Below are 20,336 nucleotides of genomic sequence, written 5' to 3'. Positions count from 1 at the left end.
GCGCTCACGATGGTCACCCGTGGCCCATCCGGCCATTCCTTGAAGGAGACCCGATGTCGCTCGCAGCTCAGGTGGCCGAACCCTCAACTCCCGCCCCCGATCGGCTGCCGAGCGAGGCGAAGACGCCGGCCTGGGACATCGTGGACGAGTGGGGTCTGCAGTCGTTCCCGGCTAGCGATCCACCGGCCAACTGGTGACGTCATGAAACCTCTGAACCCGGTCTGAGGGATCGCGCGTGACCACGACACGCACCGCCGGCAACGCCCTCGCCGTCCGGGCCTCCCCACAGTCGTATGGGCTGGCGATCGTCCGGCTTCTGACCACGACCGACCACAAGCTAATCGGCAAGCTCTACCTCGGCACGTCGTTCGGCTGGTTCCTAATTGGCGGGATCATGGCGATGATCATGCGTTCCGAACTGGCCTACCCTGGCCAGCAGGTCGTGAACGACGAGCTGTACAACCAGCTGTTCACGATGCACGGCACGATCATGCTGCTGCTGTTCGCAACCCCGCTGTTCTTCGGCTTCGCCAACGTGATCATGCCGTTGCAGATCGGCTCACCGGATGTCGCGTTCCCGCGGCTCAACATGTTCAGCTACTGGCTGTTCCTCTTCGGCGGCCTGATCGCCGCCTCCGGCTTCCTGACTCCCGCGGGTGCCGCCGACTTCGGCTGGTTCGCCTACACCCCGCTGTCGGACGCCGTCCGATCGCCGGGCGTGGGTGGTGACCTGTGGATCATGGGCCTGTGGATGGCTGGCCTGGGCACCATCCTGGGCGCGGTCAACTTCATCACCACGATCTTCTGCATGCGTGCCCCGGGCATGACGATGTTCCGGATGCCGATCTTCGTGTGGAACACCCTGGTCACCAGCATGCTGGTGCTGATCGCGTTCCCGGTCCTCGGTGGCGCGCTGCTCTTGCTGGAGGCCGACCGCGCATTCGGCGCCCACGTGTTTGACACCGCGACGGGCGGGCCAATCCTGTGGCAGCACCTGTTCTGGTTCTTCGGGCATCCCGAGGTGTACATCATCGCGCTGCCGTTCTTCGGCATCGTCACCGAAATCCTCCCGGTGTTCAGCCGCAAGCCCGTCTTCGGCTACGTCGGACTGGTCGGGGCAACGCTGGCGATCGCCGTCTTGTCGGTGTCGGTGTGGGCGCATCACATGTTCGTCACCGGCGCGGTCAGCCTGCCGTTCTTCTCGGGAATGAGCTTCCTGATCGCCGTTCCAACTGGTGTGAAGTTCTTCAACTGGATCGGCACCATGTGGCGAGGCTCGATCTCGTTCGACACCCCGATGCTGTGGTCGGTCGGGTTCCTCACCACGTTCCTCTTCGGTGGTCTGACTGGCGTCATCCTCGCCTCGCCCCCGCTGGACTTCCATGTCACGGACTCCTACTTCGTGGTCGCCCACTTCCACTACGTGGTGTTCGGCACGGTGGTGTTCGCGATGTTCGCCGGCTTCTACTTCTGGTGGCCCAAGATGACCGGTCGAATGCTCGATGAGCGCCTCGGCAAGCTGCACTTCTGGCTGCTGTTCATCGGATTCCATACCACGTTCCTGGTGCAGCACTGGCTGGGCGTGGAGGGCATGCCGCGGCGCTACGCCGACTACCTGCCCGGTGATGGTTTCACGACGCTGAACCAAGTCTCCACAATCGGCGCGTTCCTGCTGGCTGCGTCGACCCTGCCGTTCCTGCTCAACGTCTACAAGTCGGCGGGCTCGCCGCCCGTGGGCGTGGACGACCCGTGGGGTTGGGGCCGCTCGCTCGAGTGGGCTACGTCCTGCCCGCCGCCACGGCACAACTTCGTCTCGATGCCGCGGATCCGCTCGGAGTCGCCCGCCTTCGACCTACACCACCCGGAAGCCGTGCAGCGTGAGACGGACCAACAGGCCACCCACCCGGGCTCGGTCGCCGAGACACGTGACGGTAGGTGAGCCGGACAACAGAACCACACCGCACTGCGCCACCGACCCCACTCACTGAGACCGGAGAGACCCATGACCGACACCGTCTACCACCAGACCACGCCCGCCTTGGCTGCCCGACGCCGCGAGCTCGCGCCGGACACCCATCACGCATTCAACGAGTTCAGCCGCGCCGTTTTCGGCGCCGGCGCCCTGGATCGCCGCACCAAGCAGCTGATTGCGGTCGCGGTTGCCCATGTCACGCAGTGTCCGTACTGCATCGAGGGACACACGAAACTTGCGCACCGCGAGGGAGCCAGCCCTGAAGAGATCATGGAGTCAATCTGGGTCGCAGCCGAGATGCGGGCTGGCGGCGCCTACGCGCACTCGACCCTGGCGCTCCATGCACTCGACGCACTCGACGCACTCGACTCAGAACCGTCCGACCAAAGTACCGCCAACCTGGAAGTCCGTCGGCAAGCGCGGTAGGCGCGGCCAGTCCACGACCCCGAAGACACGGAGCAAGCCACATGACGCTCACGACCAGCCAGCACATCGAGCTCGCGCAGCGGTTCGCAGCGCACAACTACAACCCGCTGCCGGTGGTCGTCACCCACGCCCAAGGTGCCTGGGTCACCGACATCGAGGGCCGCCGCTACCTGGACTGCCTGGCCGGCTACTCGGCCCTGAACTTCGGCCATCGACACCCCGAGCTCATCGCGGCGGCCTGTGAGCAGATGAAGAGGCTGACAATGACCAGCCGAGCGTTCCACAACGACCGGATGGGACCGTTCTGCGCGGCCCTGGCGGACCTGACGGGGATGGACGCCGTCTTACCGATGAACACCGGGGCCGAGGCAGTCGAAACCGCGATCAAGACCGCCCGACGTTGGGGAAACCGCGTGAAGGGAGTCCGGGACGGCCGCCAGCGGATCGTCGTCGCCGAAAGCAACTTCCACGGACGCACCACCACCATCGTGGGGTTCTCCTCCGACGACGAAGCACGAGACGGCTTCGGCCCCTTCACCCCTGGCTTCGACGTGGTCCCGTACGGCGACACCGGCGCCCTGCGTGCCGCCGTCGGGCCGGACACGGTCGCCGTCCTGCTTGAACCGATCCAGGGCGAGGCTGGCGTCATCGTCCCACCCGCGGGATACCTGCGCGACGTCCGGGCGATCTGTGACGGCCAGGGCGTTCTGTTCATCGCCGACGAGATCCAGTCCGGGCTGGGACGCACCGGCACGACGTTCGCGTGCGAAGGCGAGCAGGTCGTCCCCGACGTCTACGTGCTCGGCAAGGCCCTCGGAGGCGGGATCCTCCCGGTCTCGGCCATCGCCGCGAACCGTGCCGTCCTCGACGTGATCACGCCGGGTAGTCACGGGTCGACCTTCGGGGGCAACCCCTTGGCCTGCGCTGTGGGGCACGCAGTGGTCCAACTCCTCGTCACCGGCGAGTATCAGGCTCGCGCGCAGATGCTCGGCGCGCGCCTCCTGGATGGACTCCAGTCGCTGACCGGGGACGGCGTGCTCGCGGTGCGAGGGCGCGGCCTGTGGGTGGGTATCGACGTGGACCCGGCGCTGGCTAGTGGTCGGCAGCTAGCCGAGCGGCTCCTCCATCTCGGTCTGCTGGTCAAGGACACCCACGGCTCCACCGTGCGCCTCTCCCCACCGTTGGTGATCAAGCGGGACGAGGTGGACTGGCTAGTCGACCGGTTCGCCCTCGCGCTGGCGAGCCTGAGCGCCAAGAGTTAGGCGGTGGTCGCCCGATCTGCGTGCCGGGGGGCGGTCGTGGGGGTCAGCGTGAGTGCCTGTCTGCGCTGGTGCACGGTCAGGTAGCTCAGGCCGTCGGGTCCGGCGGCGAACTCACGACGCGATCGGCGAGGCAACCACACGAGGGCTCCCGTGGTGAGCCGGAGCGCCCCGAGCTCCGTGCCTAGACGACCACTGCCGCTGAGCACGTGGATGAGGACGTCGAGGTCGGGTCCCTCGTGTGCGTCGATGCGGCCGTCCGGCGGCAACCGGATGATGTTGGAGTCCAGGTCGCGCTCGCGCCACTGGAGCTTCCACACGGCACCGGCGGCATCGGCGTTATCGACCTCGATGTTGGTGTCGCACAGCAGACGCGGCAAGGCAGCGGCCGTGAGCTTGCTCAGACGAATACGCCAGACGCTGGGACCGCTCTCGAGGTAGTCCCAGCCGAAACCGCCGGGATACTCCGACTCGAACTCGTCACGCAGATGCAGGGGGTCATGGTTGTTGACCAGGACGAAGGATTCCCCCCGGCGCAGGGCGCGGTAGGCCGCGAAGATCGCGGGGTGCTTGTCCGGCTTGCGCAAGGTGCGTACGTCGAGCTCGTCGACCATCGGGAAACCTCTCAGAATTTATACAACTAGAGCTTGTGTAAACTGTAGCGCATGACCTACGTGATCGGGCAGCCGTGTGTAGACGTGATGGACCGGGGATGCGTGGACGAATGCCCGGTGGACTGCATCTACGAAGGCGGTCGCAGCCTCTACATCCATCCGGACGAGTGCGTGGACTGCGGCGCGTGCGAGCCGGTCTGCCCGGTTGAGGCGATCTACTACGAAGACGATCTGCCCGGGCATTTGACGCCTTACCTCGCCGATAACGCGCTGTTCTTCAGCGAGACGCTAGAAGGTCGGTCCGCACCCGTGGGCTCGCCGGGAGGGGCGTCCAAACTCGGAGCGCTGGGTGCTGACACCCGATTGGTCGCGGGGCTGCCGCTGCAGGTGAACGACCATGCCTGAGCGACGTGAAGCGGTGCTCGACGCCCTGCGCTCCTCCGAGGCACCGATGAGCATCCTCGACCTGGCCCACCAACTCGGCCTGCACGCAAACACCGTGCGCTTCCACCTCCAGGTTCTCGCCGACAGCGGCCGGGTCGAACGAGTCGAGCCGACACGCAGCTCACCGGGCCGACCGCCGCTCATGTTCCGCGCCCACCGCGGCATGGACCCGGCCGGCCCTCGCAATTACCAGCTCCTCGCCGACGCCCTGGCGACCCGCCTCAGCGCCGACAACGAGTCCACCGACAAGGCCGTCGAGGCGGGCCGGGCCTGGGGGCACAGGCTAGCCGCGGGCACACGCTCGACGACGGCAGTCACCACCGACGACCAGGCGACCGATCAGCTGGTCGAGATGCTGGGAGAACTCGGTTTCTCCCCGCAGCGTCGATCCTCGGGACGCCGGGCCCAGATCGCGCTGAGGCACTGCCCGTTCCTCGACCTCGTCCCCGAGCACGAGAACGTGATCTGCCCGGTTCATCTTGGCCTCATGCAAGGTGCCATGGCGGCGATGAGCGCAGCGGTCACCATCGAGCGCCTCGAGCCGTTCGCCGAACCCGATCTGTGCCTGGCGCACGTGGGATCCGCGGAAGCGACAGCGTGACCAGACCCGGGCTGCGCACCGGCGGCGCATCAGCGTCGGCGCCTGGGTCTAGACGTCGCGGCGCCAAGGCAGCCGGCAGTTCCTGTTGCCGGTCTTCGGCAACAACCCCCGACCGAGCTTGACCGGTGCCCTGCCTACCCGATCCCGCGCCTGCGAGACAGAGTTGAAATCGCATCCACGGCTAAAGGCGGCACCGTCCGTGGGTCCGTCGCACGAGAGATGGAGTCCATCGGCATGACCGCTTCGAGCATCGGCACGGCCCCGAACCCCAGGCTCCCTTCGTACTCACGCAGCCACGAAGGGCCGGGCGCTGGTTCCTCCGACCAACCAGGCCGGAGGAGCCAGCGCGCATCGATTGTCACCGGGTCCGGCGCTTCGCCACAACCCCGATCTCGCGCCGCCCGATCGCGGTCGTCGAATCCTTTGCCGGCCGGGTTCGTCAAGGAGGCTCGACACAGGCTGCTGGAGCAACGAGCCTTCCGCATCGACCAGCTCAACCGGCTCGACGCCACCTCCGGAACGCCATCTGTCGCTATACCCGATGCGGCTCGCGACGAGATCGATGCGACGCTGCGAGAGGCCGGCCAATTGGTCGTGACCATGATCGACGGGGCGCTGCGCAGGATCGAGCAGGGCAGTTACGGCCGCTGCCAAAGATGTGGAGACGTGATGTCGCTGGAAAGGTTGACGGCGTTGCCGATGTCGACGTGGTGCGGGCGATGTCAGCACACCCAGGAGATGGCTGGCGTCGAACCAGTGCGGGGACCCGGGAAGCCGCGGGGAGCCGACCGTGACCGCTGACCTTCAAGGCTGGCGACACGTCAGCGATCGGCTGGTCCAGCCGAGAGACATCGACCCCGACGAGACCCAGGAATGGGTCGAGTCGCTCGACGCGGTGGTTGACCACGCCGGTCAGGCGAGGGCTCGTGAGTTGTTGCTGCGCCTGCAGCGGCGGGCTCAGCGTCGAGGCGTGCTGATGCCCGGGTGGGGCCCGTCCGACTACATCAACACGATTCCCACTGCTGCCGAGCCTGCGTACCCCGGCGATGAGGATCTCGAACGGCGGATCCGTGCGGCCGTGCGGTGGAACGCCGCGGTGATGGTGCACCGTGCGCAACGCCCGGGGCTCGGTCTAGGAGGTCACCTGTCGACGTACGCGTCGACTGCCACGTTGTTCGAGGTCGGGTTCAACCACTTCTTTCGCGGCCCGGACGCGGATGGAGATGGGGACCAAGTCTACTTCCAGGGCCATGCGTCACCGGGGGTTTACGCGCGCGCCTTCCTCGAGAACCGCCTGGACGAGGGCCAGCTGGACGGCTTTCGCCAGGAACTCTCCCACGGCGGCCTAGGAGCTGGCCTTCCGTCCTACCCGCACCCGCGTCTCATGCCCACCTTCTGGGAGTTCAGCACCGTCTCGATGGGGCTGAGCCCGATCAACGCGATCTACCAGGCTCGCTTCAACCGCTACCTGCGCGACCGGGGGATCAAGGACACCAGTCGCCAACACGTGTGGGCCTTCCTCGGGGATGGCGAGATGGACGAACCCGAGGCGCTGGGCGCACTGGGCGTGGCCGCTCGGGAAGAGCTGGACAACCTGACGTTCGTGGTCAACTGCAACCTGCAACGGCTGGACGGCCCGGTGCGGGGAAACGGCAAGATCATCCAAGAGCTCGAGTCCTACTTCCGTGGCGCCGGTTGGAACGTCATCAAGGTCATCTGGGGACGCGAGTGGGACCGGCTCTTAGACACTGACATCCAGGGCGCCCTGGTCGATCTGATGAACGTCACGCCAGACGGGGACTTCCAGACCTTCAAGGCAGAGTCCGGCCACTTCGTGCGCGAGCACTTCTTCGGACGGGATCCGCGTGCCCTCCGGCTGGTCGAGACCCTGACGGACGAGGAGATCTGGGACCTCAAACGCGGGGGCCACGACACCCACAAGGTCTTCGCCGCCTACGACGCCGCACTGCGTCACGTCGGCCAGCCGACCGTCATCTTGGCCCAGACCATCAAGGGATACGGTCTCGGTTCTCACTTCGAGAGCCGCAACTCCACCCACCAGATGAAGAAGCTCACCGTCGAGGACCTCATTGAGCTACGCGATCGTCTGCGTCTCCCGATCCCGGACCACCAGCTCGACCATGACCTTCCGCCCTACTTCAAACCTGCCGAGGGTTCACCCGAGCTGGAATACCTGGAGGAGTGCCGACTCCGCCTCGGTGGGCACCTCCCGAGCCGACGCGTCCGCAGCCGGCCCCTCGTGCTGCCGGGCGACACGGCGTACGCGGTGGCCACGCTCGGGTCCCACCAGCCGGTCGCCACCACCATGGCCTTCGTCCGCCTGCTCCGCAGCCTGATGAACGACCCCGCGATCGGGCATCGCTTCGTCCCGATCATCCCCGACGAGGCCCGCACCTTCGGACTGGATGCGTTGTTCCCCACCAAGAAGATCTACTCTCCGCAGGGACAGCACTATCTCTCGGTCGACCGTGGGCAGCTGCTGAGCTACCAGGAGGACACCGCGGGGGTGGTGCTGCACGAGGGACTGACCGAAGCAGGCTGCACTGCCTCTTGGACCGCCGCGGGAACGTCGCACGCCACCCATGACGAGCCGATGATCCCGATCTATGTCTTCTACTCGATGTTCGGCTTTCAGCGCACCGGCGACCTGTTGTGGGCGGCAGCTGACCAGCTGACCCGAGGGTTCCTGCTCGGTGCGACCGCAGGCCGCACCACGCTCAATGGAGAAGGCTTGCAGCATCAGGACGGACACTCCCAACTTCTTGCTGCAACCAATCCTGCGTGCGTCTCCTACGACCCCGCCTACGCCTACGAGATCGGCCACATCGTCCGCGACGGGCTACGAAGGATGTACGGCGAGCCCGCGCTCGGGGAAGACCCGGACGTCTTCTACTACCTCACCCTCTACAACGAGCCGATCGTGCAACCCGCCGAACCCGACGACGTGGACATCGAAGGAATCCTCGCCGGCATGCACCGCATCTCGCCGGCCCCGGCAAGTGAGCGGCCGGGCGCGCAGATCCTCGCGTCGGGCATCGCGGTTCCCTGGGCGCTGGAGGCACAAGCGATGCTTCACGACGATTGGGACGTGCACGCCGACGTGTGGTCGGTGACCTCGTGGAACGAGCTACGCCGGCGGGCGCTCACCATCGACGACTGGAACCACGTCCACCCCGATGGGCCGCGCCGGGTCCCCTATGTGACCAGGCGACTGCTCGGACAGCGCGGGCCGGTCGTAGCGGTGTCGGACTGGATGCGCGCGGTGCCCGACCAGATCGCCCCGTTCGTGGACGCAGACTGGTCCTCGTTGGGCACAGACGGGTTTGGCCTCTCCGACACACGCGCTGCGCTCCGTCGGCACTTCCGGGTCGACCCACCCTGGATCGTCGCGCGCGTGCTCGCCCACCTCGCCCGCCAAGAGCAGGTCGATCAGACCGCACCAGCCAGGGCGATCAAGCGGTATCAGGCGACCTCCCTCCATGCGGGCTGAGAGGGTGTGCCGATGACCGCAGCATCTGGTGTCGCAGTAGCGGTGACGTTCGTGTGGTGCGGCATGGTGCTAGCCATCTCGTTCATCGAAACGCCCCTGAAGTTCCGCGCCCCCGAGGTGACCGTCAGGATCGGGCTCGGCATCGGCCGCCTGGTCTTCCGTGCTCTCAACACCGCCGAGATCGTGCTGGCGCTCGCGCTTCTTGGCGCTGCACTGATCGAGCACCCGCCCCGGGACATCGGCATCACCGGGGCGGTGGCCGTGATCGCTCTGATCGTCCAGGTCGCTGTGGTGAGGCCGCGCTTGACGCGCCGGTCAGACCTGGTTCTCGCGGGAGCTGAGGTGCCCCGCTCCCATGCCCACTACGTGTACGTCGGGCTCGAGCTGGTCAAGCTCAGCGCCCTGCTCGCCACGGGCACCCTTCTCATCTCGCAGTGACCTCCCGCGAAAGGCACCTGATGGAAACCTACTCACTGACCGCGCTGGCGGACGAGCTGATCGCCTCGGCGCGCAGTGCCACCAACGGCCGTGGCGCCCGGACCATCCATGGGGGTCGCGACCACACCTTGCGGCAGACCGTGCTGGCGTTGGCCGCCGGTCATGGGTTGGCCGACCACGAGGCACCCGAGGAGGCGACGCTGCAGGTCCTGAGCGGACATGTGCGCCTCAGCACCGCCGACGAGTCGTGGGAAGGCCGGCCGGGTGACTACCTGGTCATCCCTGCCAGCCGACACAATCTCGAAGCCCTCGAGGACTCGGCCGTCCTGCTCACCGTTGGCACCGGTGCCTAGGCATCACGAGATCCGAGGGCAACGCGATTTCTGTCGAGTCGGTCCCACTTGAACTCGCTGCCCAAGCGCTAGGACGCTCCACCGACAAACCGAGTCGGGCCACCCCGCGAGGGGATGACCCGACCCGTACCGGGGCAGATCAGTGGAACCGGTTGGGGAAGGCACCGATGATGCCGGCACTGAGGACGTCGGCCATGCCCAGGATGTGGTGGTGGATCTCGTCGTAGTCGGCCACGCTCTTGGCGTACTCGCCGGTGAGCTCGTGACTTGCCTCGGCAAGGGTCTGGTCGAGGTGGCCCTTCATCGCCGCTCGCATGGTGTCCTGCGGCCAGTAGCGCGGGTTGGCTGCGGCGAGGAAGTCAGCGATGTCGTTGGCGTTGCCATACCAGGCGGCATTGGCCTTCTCGAATGCCGCGTTGTCACCGTCCTTGGCCGCCTGGAGCAGCTCGACCGCGATCCCGATGTGGTCCTTCAGTAAGGCCGTGAGCTGCTCGCCGGCGGCCTCGCCGTAGAAGGGCTTGATGGCGTCACCGATGTCGTCCTGGTTCTGCATCAGCCGAGTGGCGGTGGCGTCGAAGCCGGCGGAGCCGTCGGCGAAGGTAACGATCGCGAGCCGGGTCCAAGTGACGTGGTCCTCCCAGAGTTTGCGCATCTGGTCCTGGAAGTCTGCCTGGGCCTTGTTCGCACCTGGCGCGGCGTGGCTGTGCCCGGCGCTGCCGCTTGCGGCGGACGAGGAGTGGCCGGTGTCGAACAGGCCGGTCGCCAGCGCGGTGGCCAGCGCGACGCCGGCCAGTAGCGCGAGGAATCCGCCGCGGCGGTGCAGCAGGATCGATGGACTCATCAGTGTCTCCTTGGGTTGGGTTGCCGCACTGCCACGAAGGCCGCGGCCAACTCCAGCAAGGAGATGACCACGCCGACGGGGTCGAACGGCTCTTGGTGTTGGGTGAGACCGGGGATACCGGTGGTCCGGGACAGGAAGTAGGCCGCCGCCACTGCGAGAAGCAGCACACCGACGGCTGCCGAGACAGCGGGGGAGGGTTCACGTGACAACGCGACCGCGGCCGCGACCAACGCGACTGTCGCCAGTGAGAATGCGACGGCCAGTCGGGTCGACTCGTGAGCATGCGGAGGGATGAGTGCGGCGTGCACGCCGGCCGAGGCCGCGCACACAACGGCACACAGGTCGGAGTCGGCAACGTTGACCCGAGATGCCGCTGGTGCCGATGATGGCGGGGTCGAGAGGGTCATGGACATGTTGGTGTCATCTGATGCCGAGGTTCTTACCGACGGCGTAGACCGGGGTAAGACCGACGATTCGTCGCGACACCAACTAGGTATGACTCTTCACAAGGCCCACGAGGCTGCACCTGGGTGCGGTACCGGGCCGCCGCTTGATGTGCGGGCATGGCGCCGCTGCCGGCTGCTCGAGGCCGGGTTCCCCACGGCGCTTGCGGCCGCAGTGGCAGCCGATCCGCGTTTCGATCTGCATGCGCTGCTGGAGTTGGTCGACCTGGGCTGTCCACCGGCCCTGGCGGTGCGCATCGCGGGCCCGCTGCCCGGTGAGGACCGGTCATGACGACCGTGAACCCGGCAGCCGCCGACGTGGCGCCGGCGCCGACGGAGGAGGCTTGGGCAGCCGATCTCACCGGGGGCGGCCGGGCCGGTCAGCTGGCCCTGCGGCGTCTGCACGACGTGCTGCTGCGGGCGAGCCGTCACCAGGTATGGCGGCTGCGTGACCTGCTGCCCGGTGCCGGTCCCGGCGATCTGGAAGACCTTGCGCAACAGGCTGCTGACGACGCCCTGGTGGCGGTCCTACGTCAGCTTGCTGGCTTCGAGGGACGGAGCCGTTTCACGACCTGGGCGTACAAGTTCGGGATCTACCACGCCGGGGTCGCGGTACGCCGCCAGGCCTGGCGCAACCGCGAGGTCCCCTTGCCCGACACCCTCCCGCTGGTTGACACCTCGCCGACCCCGGCGGACCTGAGTGAGGCCGCTCAGCTAGCCCGCGCCGTGCGCGAAGCCATCGGGTCGGCCCTGACGCCGCACCAGCGCCGGGTGGCCCTGGCACTACTGGTGGAAGAGGTGCCCATCGACGTTCTGGCCGACCGGCTCGGCACCACGCGCAACGCGTTGTACAAGACGCTGCACGACGCCCGCCGGCGGTTGCGCAGCGCGCTCACCGCCCAGGGCCACCTCGAAACGAACTCGAATCGGAGCACCCCATGAACAACGCTGCCTCGGGGCTGTCGGCCCAGTCGATCGCCGGGCTCCTGGCTGACACCAGCCCCTACCTGTCCTGCGACGACTGCTTCGCCCGCCTCGACCAATACGTCGAGCGGCGTTTGGGTGATCCGCACTATCAAGACGCGGCCATGCGCGCGCACCTGACCGGTTGTGGCGCCTGCGCGGAGGAAGCTGAAACGCTCCTGGAACTGCTGGCCGAGGACTCTGGCTGACACCCTCCTGAGGCGCTGCTGTGGAGCACACAGTTAGTCGTCACTGCGGGTCCGGCAGGCAAGGAAAGCGTCCAGGTCCGCGGTGGTCGCGGTGAGGCGCTGCATCTCCTCCCCACCGTCGCAGCTGAACAGGCCCAGCACGATCGACGTGTCGGATCGACGCAGTACACGCCAGTGGCCGCCGGAGGCCTCCCACCGGCGGACCACCTCTGCCGGGTTGTCGCGCGTGTCGGTCATGACGGGAGGTCGGGGTCCTCGACGACTCGGCGCACGGACGCCGATGCTGGCCGCGCCTTGACACAACATTTGCCGGGCTCGGGCTCCAGGTGCGCAGTGATGTCGGAGTCGAGGCTGTCAGCCACTCCCTGCACGAACGCCTGGTTGAGTCCACACACCAGCGCGGTGTGCTTCTGAGCCAAGGTGTCGAATGGGCAGTTGGAGAGCACCAGCTCGTCGTCTCGGACTTGTGGCTCGAAGTCCTGGCTGCGCAACACCTCGGCCAAGGCATGGAGCGACTCGGAGCGATCGAGACCTTCTGCGTCCTGTCCCAGCGACAGCCCCTGGCGGCGGGCACACTCGTGCAGCGCTTGGTCCAAGGGTGCGCCCTCGGCGGCGCGGGTCACCGCGGCCGCCAAGATGTCGCCGACCAGGTCGTAGCGTCGCGGTGGCAGGGAGACGGCGAACTCCCGGGAGGCGCGGCGGTAGAGCTTGCTCGGCCGACCCGCGCCGGGCCCCGTCTTTCCGCTCAGGCGCCGGTACTCCACCTCCAGCAGGCCCTCGGTCACCAGCCGGTCAAGGTGGAAGTTCACGTTGTGCGAGGCCAGCCCGAGCGCAGCCGCAGCCTGCTCGCGGCCTACCGGCTCGGGCTGCCCGGACACGTACTCATACAGCGCCCTGCGGGTTTCATCGGCGAGGGTCCCGATGCCGGCGGCCTGCGTGCTCAAGTCCATATCGGAAGTCTAAAACAGAATTCTCTTGACACAAGAGGCTTCCAGGGATCTAATTCAAAGTATCTTCTGTTTTAGAAAGGACTCTCTCATGGCCACCACCACCAATCCCGCCGGAACCCCCGTGAGCGCCGGTCCCACCGGCGTGGGTGCCGAGCGGGCCTTCATGCTGCTGCGCACGGTCTTCACGATCGCCCCGATCGCGTTCGGACTGGACAAGTTCGCCGAGATTCTCACCGACTGGGAGCAGTACCTTGCGCCGTGGATCAACGACATCGTCCCCGGCAGTGCCCATCAGGCGATGTTGAGCGTGGGCGTCATCGAGATCGTGGCCGGCCTCGCCGTCGCCATCGCGCCGCGCTACGGCGCCCTCTTGGTCGCGGGGTGGCTGGCCGGGATCATCGTGAACCTGGTGACCATGGGCGAGTACTACGACATTGCCCTGCGCGACTTCGGTCTTCTCGTCGGCGCCCTGGCCCTCGCTGTCCTTGCCTTCGACCGCGGCAAGGCCGCGGCGTGACCAGCACCGCCGCCATCTCCACCGACCGGGCAACCGGCCCCGCTGTCGACCAGGTCGCGGCGCGGCGGTGGCGGCCACGTGTCACGCACCCGGGGCCCGAGATCGACGCCGGCGCGGCGGAGCAGGCCGCCGCCGACCTGCTCACCGCCCTGGGGCTGGACCTGACCGACGAGAACCTCACCGAGACACCGCGGCGCATGGCCCAGGCGCTGATCGAGATGACCAGCGGAGCGGACTTCGCGCTGACCACGTTCCCCAACGACGAGGGCTACGACGAGCTCGTCCTCGTCAGGGACATCCCTCTGCAGTCGGTGTGCGAGCACCACATGCTGCCCTTCGTCGGCATCGCCCACATCGGCTATCTTCCCGGTGACCGCATCTTGGGACTGTCGAAGTTCGCCCGGATGGTCGACCTCCACGCACGCCGACCCCAGACGCAGGAACGGCTCACCAAACGCATCGCCGACCACCTCCAAGAGGCGCTGCAGCCGCACGGCGTCGGTGTCGTCATCGAGGCCGAGCACACCTGCATGAGCCTGCGCGGCGCCCGAGCAGCAGGCGCCCGCACCACGACATCGGCACTGTTCGGCCGGCTCCGCGACGACCCCCGCAGCCGCGCTGAGTTCCTCGCCCTCACCAGGAGCACGCCATGAACATCGTCGTGATCGGCGCCGGACTCGCCGGCGCCAACGCAGTTGAAGAGCTCCGCACTCAGGGATACACCGGCGACATCACCCTGATCGGAGCCGAACCTCACCCGCCCTACGAACGGCCGCCACTCTCCAAGGGACTCCTGCTCGGCACCGCCGACCCCGACTCGGTCTTCGTCCACGACACGCACTGGTACGCCGACCAGCAGGTCGACCTTCTCACCGGCACCACGGTCACCGGCATCGGCCTGGACACCGGCCACGTGGCCTTGGGTGATCGACAGCTGTCCTACGACCGCCTGCTCCTCGCCACCGGTGCCCAACCGCGCCGCCTACCGCTGGCTGACAGTTCCGGAGCAGACGTCGTCTACCTCCGCACCCTCGACGACTCGCGCGCCCTCAACGCCAGGCTCACGGAACGGCTTCTCATCATCGGCGCAGGCTGGATCGGACTTGAAGTCGCCGCGGCCGCACGCGAGGCAGGTGGCACCGTCACTGTCGTCGAGCCCGCCGCCCTCCCCCTGGCTCACGTGCTGGGCGACGAGCTCGGTCTCCTCTTCGCCGACCTGCACCGCGAGCACGGCGTCGACCTCCGGCTGAAGACCTCGGTCGCGGCGATCAACCACAACCGGGGACAGACCACCGTCGGGCTCTCCGACGGTGACGAGCTGTCCCCTGACCTGATCCTGGTCGGCATCGGCGCCGAACCCAGCGACCACCTCGCGGCAGCGGCCGGGCTGGCCACCGACCACGGCGTCCTGGTCGACGCCAGGTTGCGCGCCAGCGACCCGCATGTCTACGCCGCCGGCGACCTCGCCAACCACGACCACCCGCTCCTCGGACGGATCCGAGTCGAGCACTGGGACACCGCCATCCACCAAGGACGCCACGCCGCCCGCAGCATGCTCGGCGACGACGAGCCCTACACCCGGCAGCCCTACTTCTTCACCGACCAGTACGACCTCGGCATGGAGTACGTCGGACACGTCGGCCCGAGCGGGTACGACGAGCTCGTGATCCGCGGCGACTTCGCCAGCCGCGTCACCACCGCCTTCTGGATCAAGGACGAGCACGTCGTGGCCGGCATGCACACCAATGACTGGGACGCCATCGGCCCGATCCGTTCATGGATCGGCCGCGAAGCCGACGACGACCTCCGAAACCCGGCATCCCCCTTGCCGACCTCGAGGCCCCTCCCGGCGTGAACCGGGCACCGAGTCGGCTGAAAGACGAGTCGGTGCGATGAAAAGTGAAGGGGACCACGCGATGACCACGGCGTTCGTTCTTACCGGTGGCGGAAGCCTCGGTGCCGTCCAGGTCGGCATGCTGCAGGCTCTTGCCGAGCGAGGTGTCAAGCCTGACCTGCTGATGGGTACATCCTGCGGCGCGCTCAACGCCGCATGGGTGGCCGGACACGGAATGTCGAGTGACTCGCTGACCGAGCTCGCCGCGGTGTGGACCAGTCTGCGACGAAGCGACATCTTCCCCGTCGATGCCCGTCAGGTACTGCGCGGACTCCTCGGCTTCAGCCCTGCCGTGACCACGAATCGCAAGCTTCGCCAATTCATCGAGACCCATTCGAGCATCACCGACCTCTCCCAGGCGAATGTGCCGACCTACCTCGTCGCCGCCGACCTGCTCAGCGGCCGCGACGTGCTGATCTCAACCGGCGACCTCGCAACCGGTGTCCTCGCAAGCTCCGCCATCCCCGGCGTGCTACCGCCAGTGGAACATGCCGGGGCGCACCTCATCGACGGGGCGCTCGCGCCTCACACCGGCATTACCCAAGCCGTCGACCTGGGCGCCTCAGTTGTCTACGTCCTTCCCACCGGCGCCGCCTGCGCACTGTCTCGAGCGCCGCGAACCGCGGCCGGAGTGGCGCTCCACTCGCTCACCCTGTTGATCGAGCAGCGGCTCATCCACGAAATCGCCGCAACGCAGGCCGCGACCACAATCAAGCTCCTCCCGCCACTGTGCCCACTGGCAGTTTCAGCAGCCGACTTCAGCCACGCCAAGGAACTCATCACACGCGCCCGCAGATCAAGCCTTCAATGGATCGACTCCGGCGGCACCGAGCTCCCTGACCCTGAACGGTTCCTCACACTCCACCACCACGGCTCGGTCAGCATCGCCACATGACTTATCCTGGGCGCCTGCACCAGGCGCTAGCCGAACCGAGCCGAACACCTGGCACAGTTCGATCGGCTGTCAGCGGCACTCTCAGACGACACGATGTCCTGCGCTGCAGGCTCAACGTGCCGTAGACACGACAAAGGCCCCGGTACCAGCGAGGCCCTCATAGTTGAGCCCTCCAGTTCGAGGTTCTATGCGCACAAGTGACTACAGGTCGTAGTACTGCTGACTGACCCACTCTGACCTGCGCAAACGTCGATGATCCCCGGCCAATTGTACCAGGCTTGTAACAACCTAGCGCGTGCCTGATGGTGATGGCGATGCTGAGCCACCGCCTGAAGGGGGTCTTCAGTGCCGGACGAGCAGGCCAGGTGTCAATCGGCCGCGTCCGACGGAAACGACAATCCTGCCGAAGAATGTTCGTTCGGCCCGCCTGGCACGATCCTCGGCGCGGACGGTGTGGTTTACAACGGTGGCTGTGTGGAAGACGCCGACCACGCTCGTGCTCGTACGGAAGTCGACGGCCAGATCAAAAGACGGTCGGAGCGGCCGTGGCTCCCTCGTTGTGCTCGGCGTTCGCCGCGAAGGGGCTCTGGTTGTGGGCCGGCCTTCAACTCCAAGTGGCGCGAAGGGTCGTTTGACCCGGCGAAGGCTTCGCCCTCGCCTCACTCGTCGAGCGTGACGTATGTGATGGAGTAGCCGTCGGGGCAGGGGCGGCTGCTGGTGATGGTTCCTCCGCCGTTGCGGATGGTGCCGAGCAGGACCTGTAGGTGGCTGGCGTCGACGACCTCGATGTGCCAGGTCATGATCGGGCTCCGGAGAGGACATGGACGAGTTCGCCGTTCATGACCTTGCCGCGCAGTGGGTTTCCGTTGCGGGTAGGGGTGACGTTGAACCAACCGTCCCAGTGGGCGGAGCCGGGTCCCGAGCAGTGGTGACCGAGGTTGAGGCGGACGTAGCCGACCTGGTGGTCGTAGTCCATGACGCAGGAGCCCTCGGTGATCGGCGAGCCGAACGCGTCGTGCAAGTACTTCTGGTTCTGAGGAAGGACTTCGAACATCTCTTTCACCTCTAATCGGCTGCCCCTAATGGGGACGCATATATCGCAAGACGTGGCTTGTCCGCTCGAGGGCTAAAGGTGCCCTGGGCCTACGTCTTCAACAGACGATCACGCGACTCGTCCGAGCAGGCGGTCGGCGTCCTCCCGCAGTGCCCGAGCGGCCTCTCGGCGCCCGGCCACTGACGCCGGGCAGGGGCTCCAGTAGGGAACCTTTGCTGCTTCCGTGGATGCGAAGTGGTCTTCTTGGTCCGCGAGCCTGAGCAGTTCCCGACGCACGGCCGCCAGGAGATCGGGCGCAACCTCGTTCAGCGACCCATCCGATGTGAACATCCGAGCCACCCCCTTGCTGAGGCGTGTCCTCGGTGTCCGGAGATGGAACACCCTGACGAGCTCCGGACGACTCGCGTCGGGAGGCGGTGGGTAGGCCTCGATCCACAACGCCGTCGCTCGCGTGGGGAAGTTCGGAGGCACCGCGACCCTGCTGTTGTTGGCTCGTGCTCACTCACTTCGTTCACCTACTTCTTGGAAGTTCTGATGAGTCGATGGTGCGCTTCGATGCGAGCTCTCGACACGACCCGGTGGAGTCAACATGCGGCAGTTATTGGGCCTGGGAGGACAAGTTCGCGGGACCAGGAGGGGACCACGGAGGCGCCCTCGCTTGGCGGCACGTCAGGTCGAAGACCGGCTCGTTCTTGGCCCCGCTAGGACCGTGAAACAGAAGGGAGCCTCGATCTAACGTCAGCGGCCACGGCGGAGTCCCCGCCAACGCTGAGAGTGAGGGATCAATGTCTGATGTCACGAAGGCAGTTCGCAAGATGCGGTTCCCCAAGTGGCTCGTCACATCACGCAACGGCCGGTTTGAGCGGACAGAGCCGGGCGACTTCCGCTGGGCCCCCTTCGGGGTTCGTCATGCCCGCCAAGTCGGTTCCGGCTGGACTGCCTGTGGCCAGCCGGCAATCGAGTGGAAGCTCTTCTGGGACATGCCGTTCACACGGTCGACGAACCACAACTGCGAGGCCTGCTGTCTTGCGGTGGCGGGCAACGACTCGCAAGCCTCACGAGGGGACGCGCCCCAGTCCCCGGATCCTGCTGTGACCGAAGAGCGCACAACGTCAGGGCTGTCCCTCGGATCCGGAACAAGCCGGACCGAGGGACAGCCCTCTCGTCTGGTCAGGCGTCGGCCATTTCCAGACTCGGCTTCCTTCCGGCCATGAGCCCCAGCGCGGACGAGAGCTTCACAGACGCGACGCCCAGGAAGCTGCCGCAGATGAGGGACGCCAGAGACGAGATGTAGACCCACTCGGCAGGGGTGGAGATCACGCCTCCGAACGCTCCGGTGCCTGCTGTCTCGGGCTTACCGAGCGCGGCAACAGAGTTGCCGATACCGCCGCCGTTCTCAGCCCAGCCGTCCAGGCCAGTCGCGAACCACCAGAAGACGACTGCGGCGAAGGCGACGAACACTCCGGGAACGTAGTACCAGTCGCCCGCCACGGTAAGCACGACAGCAACGAAGACGAGGACGGCGAGCACGAGGGCGATGCCCCAGAAGTCAGGCAGACCCGCAACGTGTGGCGACACAAGCATCAGTGCGAGTGCCGCCGTGGCACCGACAATCGAGCTGGCGGCGGTCTTCTTGAGAGCAGACGCGTCCGCGCCAGCGGCAAAGAAGACTGCCCATGAGATGAAGGCGGCGGGAGTGACCAGTTGGAAGTTGCTTGGCAAGGAGAGCCCGATGCCGAGGTCTCCGCTGGTCACCCAATGGAAGGTGAAGTTCAGTGAGACCTCAACCCATGCGAAGGCCAGGAGGGCGATGGCAGCGCTGAGAGGTAGCACGCCTTTGACGCGTTTGAGCATGACAATTCCTTTGTTGGGGTTGCGGATGCGAAAGGGCTGGAACTCAGCCGAAGAGGGTGGTGCCTTGGGGGCCGGTGCTCGCCGGTGTGGCCTTGCCGACCCCCAAGGGACTTTCAGGCGGCCTGCTTCTTCTGCAGCAGCTCCGCGCGCACGATGGCGGCGCCATCTGCCAGGGCGCGCAGCTTGCCCGCGGAGATCATGCGGGGCAGGTTGATGAGCCCGCAGTCCGTGCTGAGCCCCAGGCGCTCGGCGGGGACGAACTCGAGAACCGCGCGAATCCGGTCCGCGACCTCGTCGGCCGTCTCGGTGACGGTGCTCTTGACATCGATGATGCCGGCCACGAAGTCCTTCTCCCAGTTGTTGTCGAGGAGGGGCTTCAGGTCGTCCGGGCCGGTGCGACCGACCTCGTAGTTGAGGGCGTCGATGTTGGCGCCGAGTACCTGCGGGAAGATCGGCACGGCCTTCTGGGGAGCGGGCGCGTCATTGGAACGGTGGTCGAGCACCCAGGCGCCGAACTCCTTCTCCTCCTCGTTGGGGAAGTACCCCGGAGTGCCCGAGTAGTTGCCCCAGCAGGTGTGCACCCAGATCTGGCTGCTGACGCCCTCGACGGCGGCGTTGAGGACCTCGATCTCCCAGTCGCCCATGCCGTAGGGCCAGACGAACTCGTCGATCTGGATGATGTCGCAGCCGTTGTCCGCGAGCTCCTTGAAGTCCTCGTTGAAGGCCTTGGCGATGGCCATGGCGAGCTCGCGCGTCTCCTTGTAGTACTGGTGGCGGCGGCGAGTACCTGGATGCCGACGTAGGAGATCTTGACGGGCTTCTTGGTCGCCTTCCGCGTTGCGCGCAGGTTCGCGAGGTGGAACGGGGCTTCGCGGCGCACCTCGCCGACGCAGCTGGGCGCGAACAGTGTGGAGTAGATCGGCAGACCGATGGGGGGGCCGGACTGCTTGTAGCCGGTCATCCGCTCGGTGTAGTGGTAGAGGATCTGACCGTACGGCGAGTCGCCGCCGTACACCCTGCCGTCGCTGATGATGTCCATACCGGCGGCCTCTTGGTCGTGCACGATCGCGCCGACGGCGTCCTCGAAGGCCTCCCGGC

General features: G+C 66.7%; 24 protein-coding genes. 15 read left to right on the top strand and 9 right to left on the bottom strand.

From position 1 onward, the window contains the following. The first annotated feature begins 235 nt into the window (after positions 1-235). From ctaD to rocD, 3 genes are all read left to right on the top strand, one after another. The gene (gene ctaD, locus NOCA_RS00810; protein ID WP_011751572.1) at positions 236-1,939 is read left to right on the top strand and encodes an aa3-type cytochrome oxidase subunit I; all 1,704 of its coding nucleotides are present in this window, start codon (positions 236-238) and stop codon (positions 1,937-1,939) included. A 63-nt stretch (positions 1,940-2,002) separates the two neighbouring features. Then, a complete protein-coding gene (locus tag NOCA_RS00805) occupies positions 2,003-2,398 on the top strand; it encodes a carboxymuconolactone decarboxylase family protein (RefSeq protein WP_011751571.1) in 396 nt (131 codons plus the stop codon). A gap of 41 nt (positions 2,399-2,439) precedes the next feature. Further along, positions 2,440-3,660: an ornithine--oxo-acid transaminase gene (gene rocD, locus NOCA_RS00800; RefSeq protein WP_011751570.1), complete on the top strand. Its 1,221-nt coding sequence runs from the start codon at positions 2,440-2,442 to the stop codon at positions 3,658-3,660. On the opposite strand, the gene NOCA_RS00795 is transcribed toward rocD, so the two are convergent. Beyond that, on the bottom strand, positions 3,657-4,271 hold the full coding sequence (locus tag NOCA_RS00795; RefSeq protein WP_011751569.1) for a DUF2249 domain-containing protein: 615 nt from the start codon (positions 4,269-4,271) through the stop codon (positions 3,657-3,659). The two genes, rocD and NOCA_RS00795, sit on opposite strands and share 4 nt — an antisense overlap. Before the next feature lie 51 nt (positions 4,272-4,322). Between NOCA_RS00795 and fdxA the strand changes: the two genes are divergently transcribed. The 5 genes from fdxA to NOCA_RS00765 all read left to right on the top strand — a co-directional run bounded on the left by fdxA (position 4,323) and on the right by NOCA_RS00765 (position 9,618). Continuing rightward, entirely contained in the window at positions 4,323-4,676 is a 354-nt protein-coding gene (fdxA, locus tag NOCA_RS00790; protein WP_011751568.1) for a ferredoxin, read from the top strand. Beyond that, on the top strand, positions 4,669-5,316 hold the full coding sequence (locus tag NOCA_RS00785) for a helix-turn-helix transcriptional regulator (RefSeq protein WP_011751567.1): 648 nt from the start codon (positions 4,669-4,671) through the stop codon (positions 5,314-5,316). The genes fdxA and NOCA_RS00785 overlap by 8 nt, the downstream gene beginning before the upstream one ends. 790 nt (positions 5,317-6,106) lie before the next feature. Continuing rightward, positions 6,107-8,827, top strand: coding sequence for a pyruvate dehydrogenase (acetyl-transferring), homodimeric type (gene aceE, locus NOCA_RS00775; RefSeq protein ID WP_011751566.1), 2,721 nt, complete (start codon positions 6,107-6,109; stop codon positions 8,825-8,827). A 12-nt stretch (positions 8,828-8,839) separates the two neighbouring features. Then, entirely contained in the window at positions 8,840-9,265 is a 426-nt protein-coding gene (locus NOCA_RS00770; protein WP_011751565.1) for a hypothetical protein, read from the top strand. 20 nt (positions 9,266-9,285) lie between these two features. After that, entirely contained in the window at positions 9,286-9,618 is a 333-nt protein-coding gene (locus NOCA_RS00765; protein WP_011751564.1) for a cupin domain-containing protein, read from the top strand. A gap of 139 nt (positions 9,619-9,757) precedes the next feature. Here NOCA_RS00765 and NOCA_RS00760 read toward each other — a convergent pair whose 3' ends face one another. Beyond that, positions 9,758-10,459 (bottom strand): hypothetical protein, encoded by a 702-nt coding sequence (locus NOCA_RS00760; RefSeq protein ID WP_011751563.1) that lies wholly within the window; start codon positions 10,457-10,459, stop codon positions 9,758-9,760. A 405-nt stretch (positions 10,460-10,864) separates the two neighbouring features. On the opposite strand from NOCA_RS00760, the gene NOCA_RS26290 reads away from it, so the two are divergent. Genes NOCA_RS26290 through NOCA_RS00750 form a run of 3 tightly spaced genes read left to right on the top strand, consistent with a single transcriptional unit; the run spans position 10,865 to position 12,074 of the window. Next, positions 10,865-11,194, top strand: a complete 330-nt coding sequence (locus tag NOCA_RS26290) for a hypothetical protein (protein WP_238383328.1) — start codon at positions 10,865-10,867, stop codon at positions 11,192-11,194. Beyond that, positions 11,191-11,844: an RNA polymerase sigma factor gene (locus NOCA_RS00755; RefSeq protein ID WP_011751561.1), complete on the top strand. Its 654-nt coding sequence runs from the start codon at positions 11,191-11,193 to the stop codon at positions 11,842-11,844. The genes NOCA_RS26290 and NOCA_RS00755 overlap by 4 nt, the downstream gene beginning before the upstream one ends. Further along, entirely contained in the window at positions 11,841-12,074 is a 234-nt protein-coding gene (locus NOCA_RS00750; protein ID WP_041545929.1) for a hypothetical protein, read from the top strand. The genes NOCA_RS00755 and NOCA_RS00750 overlap by 4 nt, the downstream gene beginning before the upstream one ends. A 33-nt stretch (positions 12,075-12,107) precedes the next feature. On the opposite strand, the gene NOCA_RS00745 is transcribed toward NOCA_RS00750, so the two are convergent. Then, positions 12,108-12,311, bottom strand: coding sequence for a hypothetical protein (locus tag NOCA_RS00745; RefSeq protein WP_041545928.1), 204 nt, complete (start codon positions 12,309-12,311; stop codon positions 12,108-12,110). Further along, positions 12,308-13,024: a helix-turn-helix transcriptional regulator gene (locus NOCA_RS00740; protein ID WP_011751560.1), complete on the bottom strand. Its 717-nt coding sequence runs from the start codon at positions 13,022-13,024 to the stop codon at positions 12,308-12,310. The genes NOCA_RS00745 and NOCA_RS00740 overlap by 4 nt, the downstream gene beginning before the upstream one ends. 88 nt (positions 13,025-13,112) lie before the next feature. Here NOCA_RS00740 and NOCA_RS00735 point away from each other — a divergent pair, with 88 nt between their 5' ends. The 4 genes from NOCA_RS00735 to NOCA_RS00720 all read left to right on the top strand — a co-directional run bounded on the left by NOCA_RS00735 (position 13,113) and on the right by NOCA_RS00720 (position 16,330). Further along, complete coding sequence (locus NOCA_RS00735) at positions 13,113-13,541, top strand: hypothetical protein (protein WP_041545927.1); 429 nt, start codon at positions 13,113-13,115, stop codon at positions 13,539-13,541. After that, positions 13,538-14,194, top strand: a complete 657-nt coding sequence (folE, locus tag NOCA_RS00730) for a GTP cyclohydrolase I FolE (RefSeq protein ID WP_011751558.1) — start codon at positions 13,538-13,540, stop codon at positions 14,192-14,194. The genes NOCA_RS00735 and folE overlap by 4 nt, the downstream gene beginning before the upstream one ends. Then, complete coding sequence (locus tag NOCA_RS00725) at positions 14,191-15,396, top strand: NAD(P)/FAD-dependent oxidoreductase (protein ID WP_011751557.1); 1,206 nt, start codon at positions 14,191-14,193, stop codon at positions 15,394-15,396. The genes folE and NOCA_RS00725 overlap by 4 nt, the downstream gene beginning before the upstream one ends. A 61-nt stretch (positions 15,397-15,457) precedes the next feature. Beyond that, positions 15,458-16,330, top strand: coding sequence for a patatin-like phospholipase family protein (locus NOCA_RS00720; protein WP_011751556.1), 873 nt, complete (start codon positions 15,458-15,460; stop codon positions 16,328-16,330). Between the two features lie 659 nt (positions 16,331-16,989). On the opposite strand, the gene NOCA_RS27340 is transcribed toward NOCA_RS00720, so the two are convergent. The 5 genes from NOCA_RS27340 to NOCA_RS28090 form a co-directional block, all read right to left on the bottom strand. Continuing rightward, positions 16,990-17,130 carry a hypothetical protein gene (locus tag NOCA_RS27340; protein ID WP_158305608.1) on the bottom strand — a complete coding sequence of 47 codons (141 nt, stop codon included), beginning with the start codon at positions 17,128-17,130 and terminating at the stop codon, positions 16,990-16,992. Then, entirely contained in the window at positions 17,127-17,384 is a 258-nt protein-coding gene (locus NOCA_RS00715) for a hypothetical protein (RefSeq protein ID WP_011751555.1), read from the bottom strand. The genes NOCA_RS27340 and NOCA_RS00715 overlap by 4 nt, the downstream gene beginning before the upstream one ends. Before the next feature lie 108 nt (positions 17,385-17,492). Further along, positions 17,493-17,855 (bottom strand): hypothetical protein, encoded by a 363-nt coding sequence (locus NOCA_RS26895; RefSeq protein WP_140404124.1) that lies wholly within the window; start codon positions 17,853-17,855, stop codon positions 17,493-17,495. Between the two features lie 699 nt (positions 17,856-18,554). Further along, a complete protein-coding gene (locus tag NOCA_RS25310; RefSeq protein ID WP_011751554.1) occupies positions 18,555-19,238 on the bottom strand; it encodes a DUF1097 family protein in 684 nt (227 codons plus the stop codon). Positions 19,239-19,351: 113 nt separating this feature from the next. Then, a complete protein-coding gene (locus tag NOCA_RS28090; protein WP_238383327.1) occupies positions 19,352-19,978 on the bottom strand; it encodes a hypothetical protein in 627 nt (208 codons plus the stop codon). Positions 19,979-20,336 lie beyond the last annotated feature (358 nt).

It is taken from the genome of Nocardioides sp. JS614 (genome assembly GCF_000015265.1).
Taxonomy (GTDB): domain Bacteria; phylum Actinomycetota; class Actinomycetes; order Propionibacteriales; family Nocardioidaceae; genus Nocardioides.
Note: the sequence above shows the minus strand (reverse complement) of the source record. Positions and strands in the feature narration are given on the sequence as shown.

What these genes read in the sequence shown, in the direction of transcription:
- NOCA_RS00805 (WP_011751571.1), top strand. Translation starts at nt 2,003, where the DNA reads ATGACCGACACCGTCTACCACCAGACCACGCCCGCCTTGGCTGCCCGA.
- rocD (WP_011751570.1), top strand. Translation starts at nt 2,440, where the DNA reads ATGACGCTCACGACCAGCCAGCACATCGAGCTCGCGCAGCGGTTCGCA.
- NOCA_RS00795 (WP_011751569.1), bottom strand. Translation starts at nt 4,271, where the DNA reads ATGGTCGACGAGCTCGACGTACGCACCTTGCGCAAGCCGGACAAGCAC.
- fdxA (WP_011751568.1), top strand. Translation starts at nt 4,323, where the DNA reads ATGACCTACGTGATCGGGCAGCCGTGTGTAGACGTGATGGACCGGGGA.
- NOCA_RS00785 (WP_011751567.1), top strand. Translation starts at nt 4,669, where the DNA reads ATGCCTGAGCGACGTGAAGCGGTGCTCGACGCCCTGCGCTCCTCCGAG.
- NOCA_RS00770 (WP_011751565.1), top strand. Translation starts at nt 8,840, where the DNA reads ATGACCGCAGCATCTGGTGTCGCAGTAGCGGTGACGTTCGTGTGGTGC.
- NOCA_RS00765 (WP_011751564.1), top strand. Translation starts at nt 9,286, where the DNA reads ATGGAAACCTACTCACTGACCGCGCTGGCGGACGAGCTGATCGCCTCG.
- NOCA_RS00760 (WP_011751563.1), bottom strand. Translation starts at nt 10,459, where the DNA reads ATGAGTCCATCGATCCTGCTGCACCGCCGCGGCGGATTCCTCGCGCTA.
- NOCA_RS26290 (WP_238383328.1), top strand. Translation starts at nt 10,865, where the DNA reads ATGGACATGTTGGTGTCATCTGATGCCGAGGTTCTTACCGACGGCGTA.
- NOCA_RS00755 (WP_011751561.1), top strand. Translation starts at nt 11,191, where the DNA reads ATGACGACCGTGAACCCGGCAGCCGCCGACGTGGCGCCGGCGCCGACG.
- NOCA_RS00750 (WP_041545929.1), top strand. Translation starts at nt 11,841, where the DNA reads ATGAACAACGCTGCCTCGGGGCTGTCGGCCCAGTCGATCGCCGGGCTC.
- NOCA_RS00745 (WP_041545928.1), bottom strand. Translation starts at nt 12,311, where the DNA reads ATGACCGACACGCGCGACAACCCGGCAGAGGTGGTCCGCCGGTGGGAG.
- NOCA_RS00740 (WP_011751560.1), bottom strand. Translation starts at nt 13,024, where the DNA reads ATGGACTTGAGCACGCAGGCCGCCGGCATCGGGACCCTCGCCGATGAA.
- NOCA_RS00735 (WP_041545927.1), top strand. Translation starts at nt 13,113, where the DNA reads ATGGCCACCACCACCAATCCCGCCGGAACCCCCGTGAGCGCCGGTCCC.
- NOCA_RS00725 (WP_011751557.1), top strand. Translation starts at nt 14,191, where the DNA reads ATGAACATCGTCGTGATCGGCGCCGGACTCGCCGGCGCCAACGCAGTT.
- NOCA_RS00720 (WP_011751556.1), top strand. Translation starts at nt 15,458, where the DNA reads ATGACCACGGCGTTCGTTCTTACCGGTGGCGGAAGCCTCGGTGCCGTC.
- NOCA_RS27340 (WP_158305608.1), bottom strand. Translation starts at nt 17,130, where the DNA reads ATGACCTGGCACATCGAGGTCGTCGACGCCAGCCACCTACAGGTCCTG.
- NOCA_RS00715 (WP_011751555.1), bottom strand. Translation starts at nt 17,384, where the DNA reads ATGTTCGAAGTCCTTCCTCAGAACCAGAAGTACTTGCACGACGCGTTC.
- NOCA_RS25310 (WP_011751554.1), bottom strand. Translation starts at nt 19,238, where the DNA reads ATGCTCAAACGCGTCAAAGGCGTGCTACCTCTCAGCGCTGCCATCGCC.
- NOCA_RS28090 (WP_238383327.1), bottom strand. Translation starts at nt 19,978, where the DNA reads ATGGCCATCGCCAAGGCCTTCAACGAGGACTTCAAGGAGCTCGCGGAC.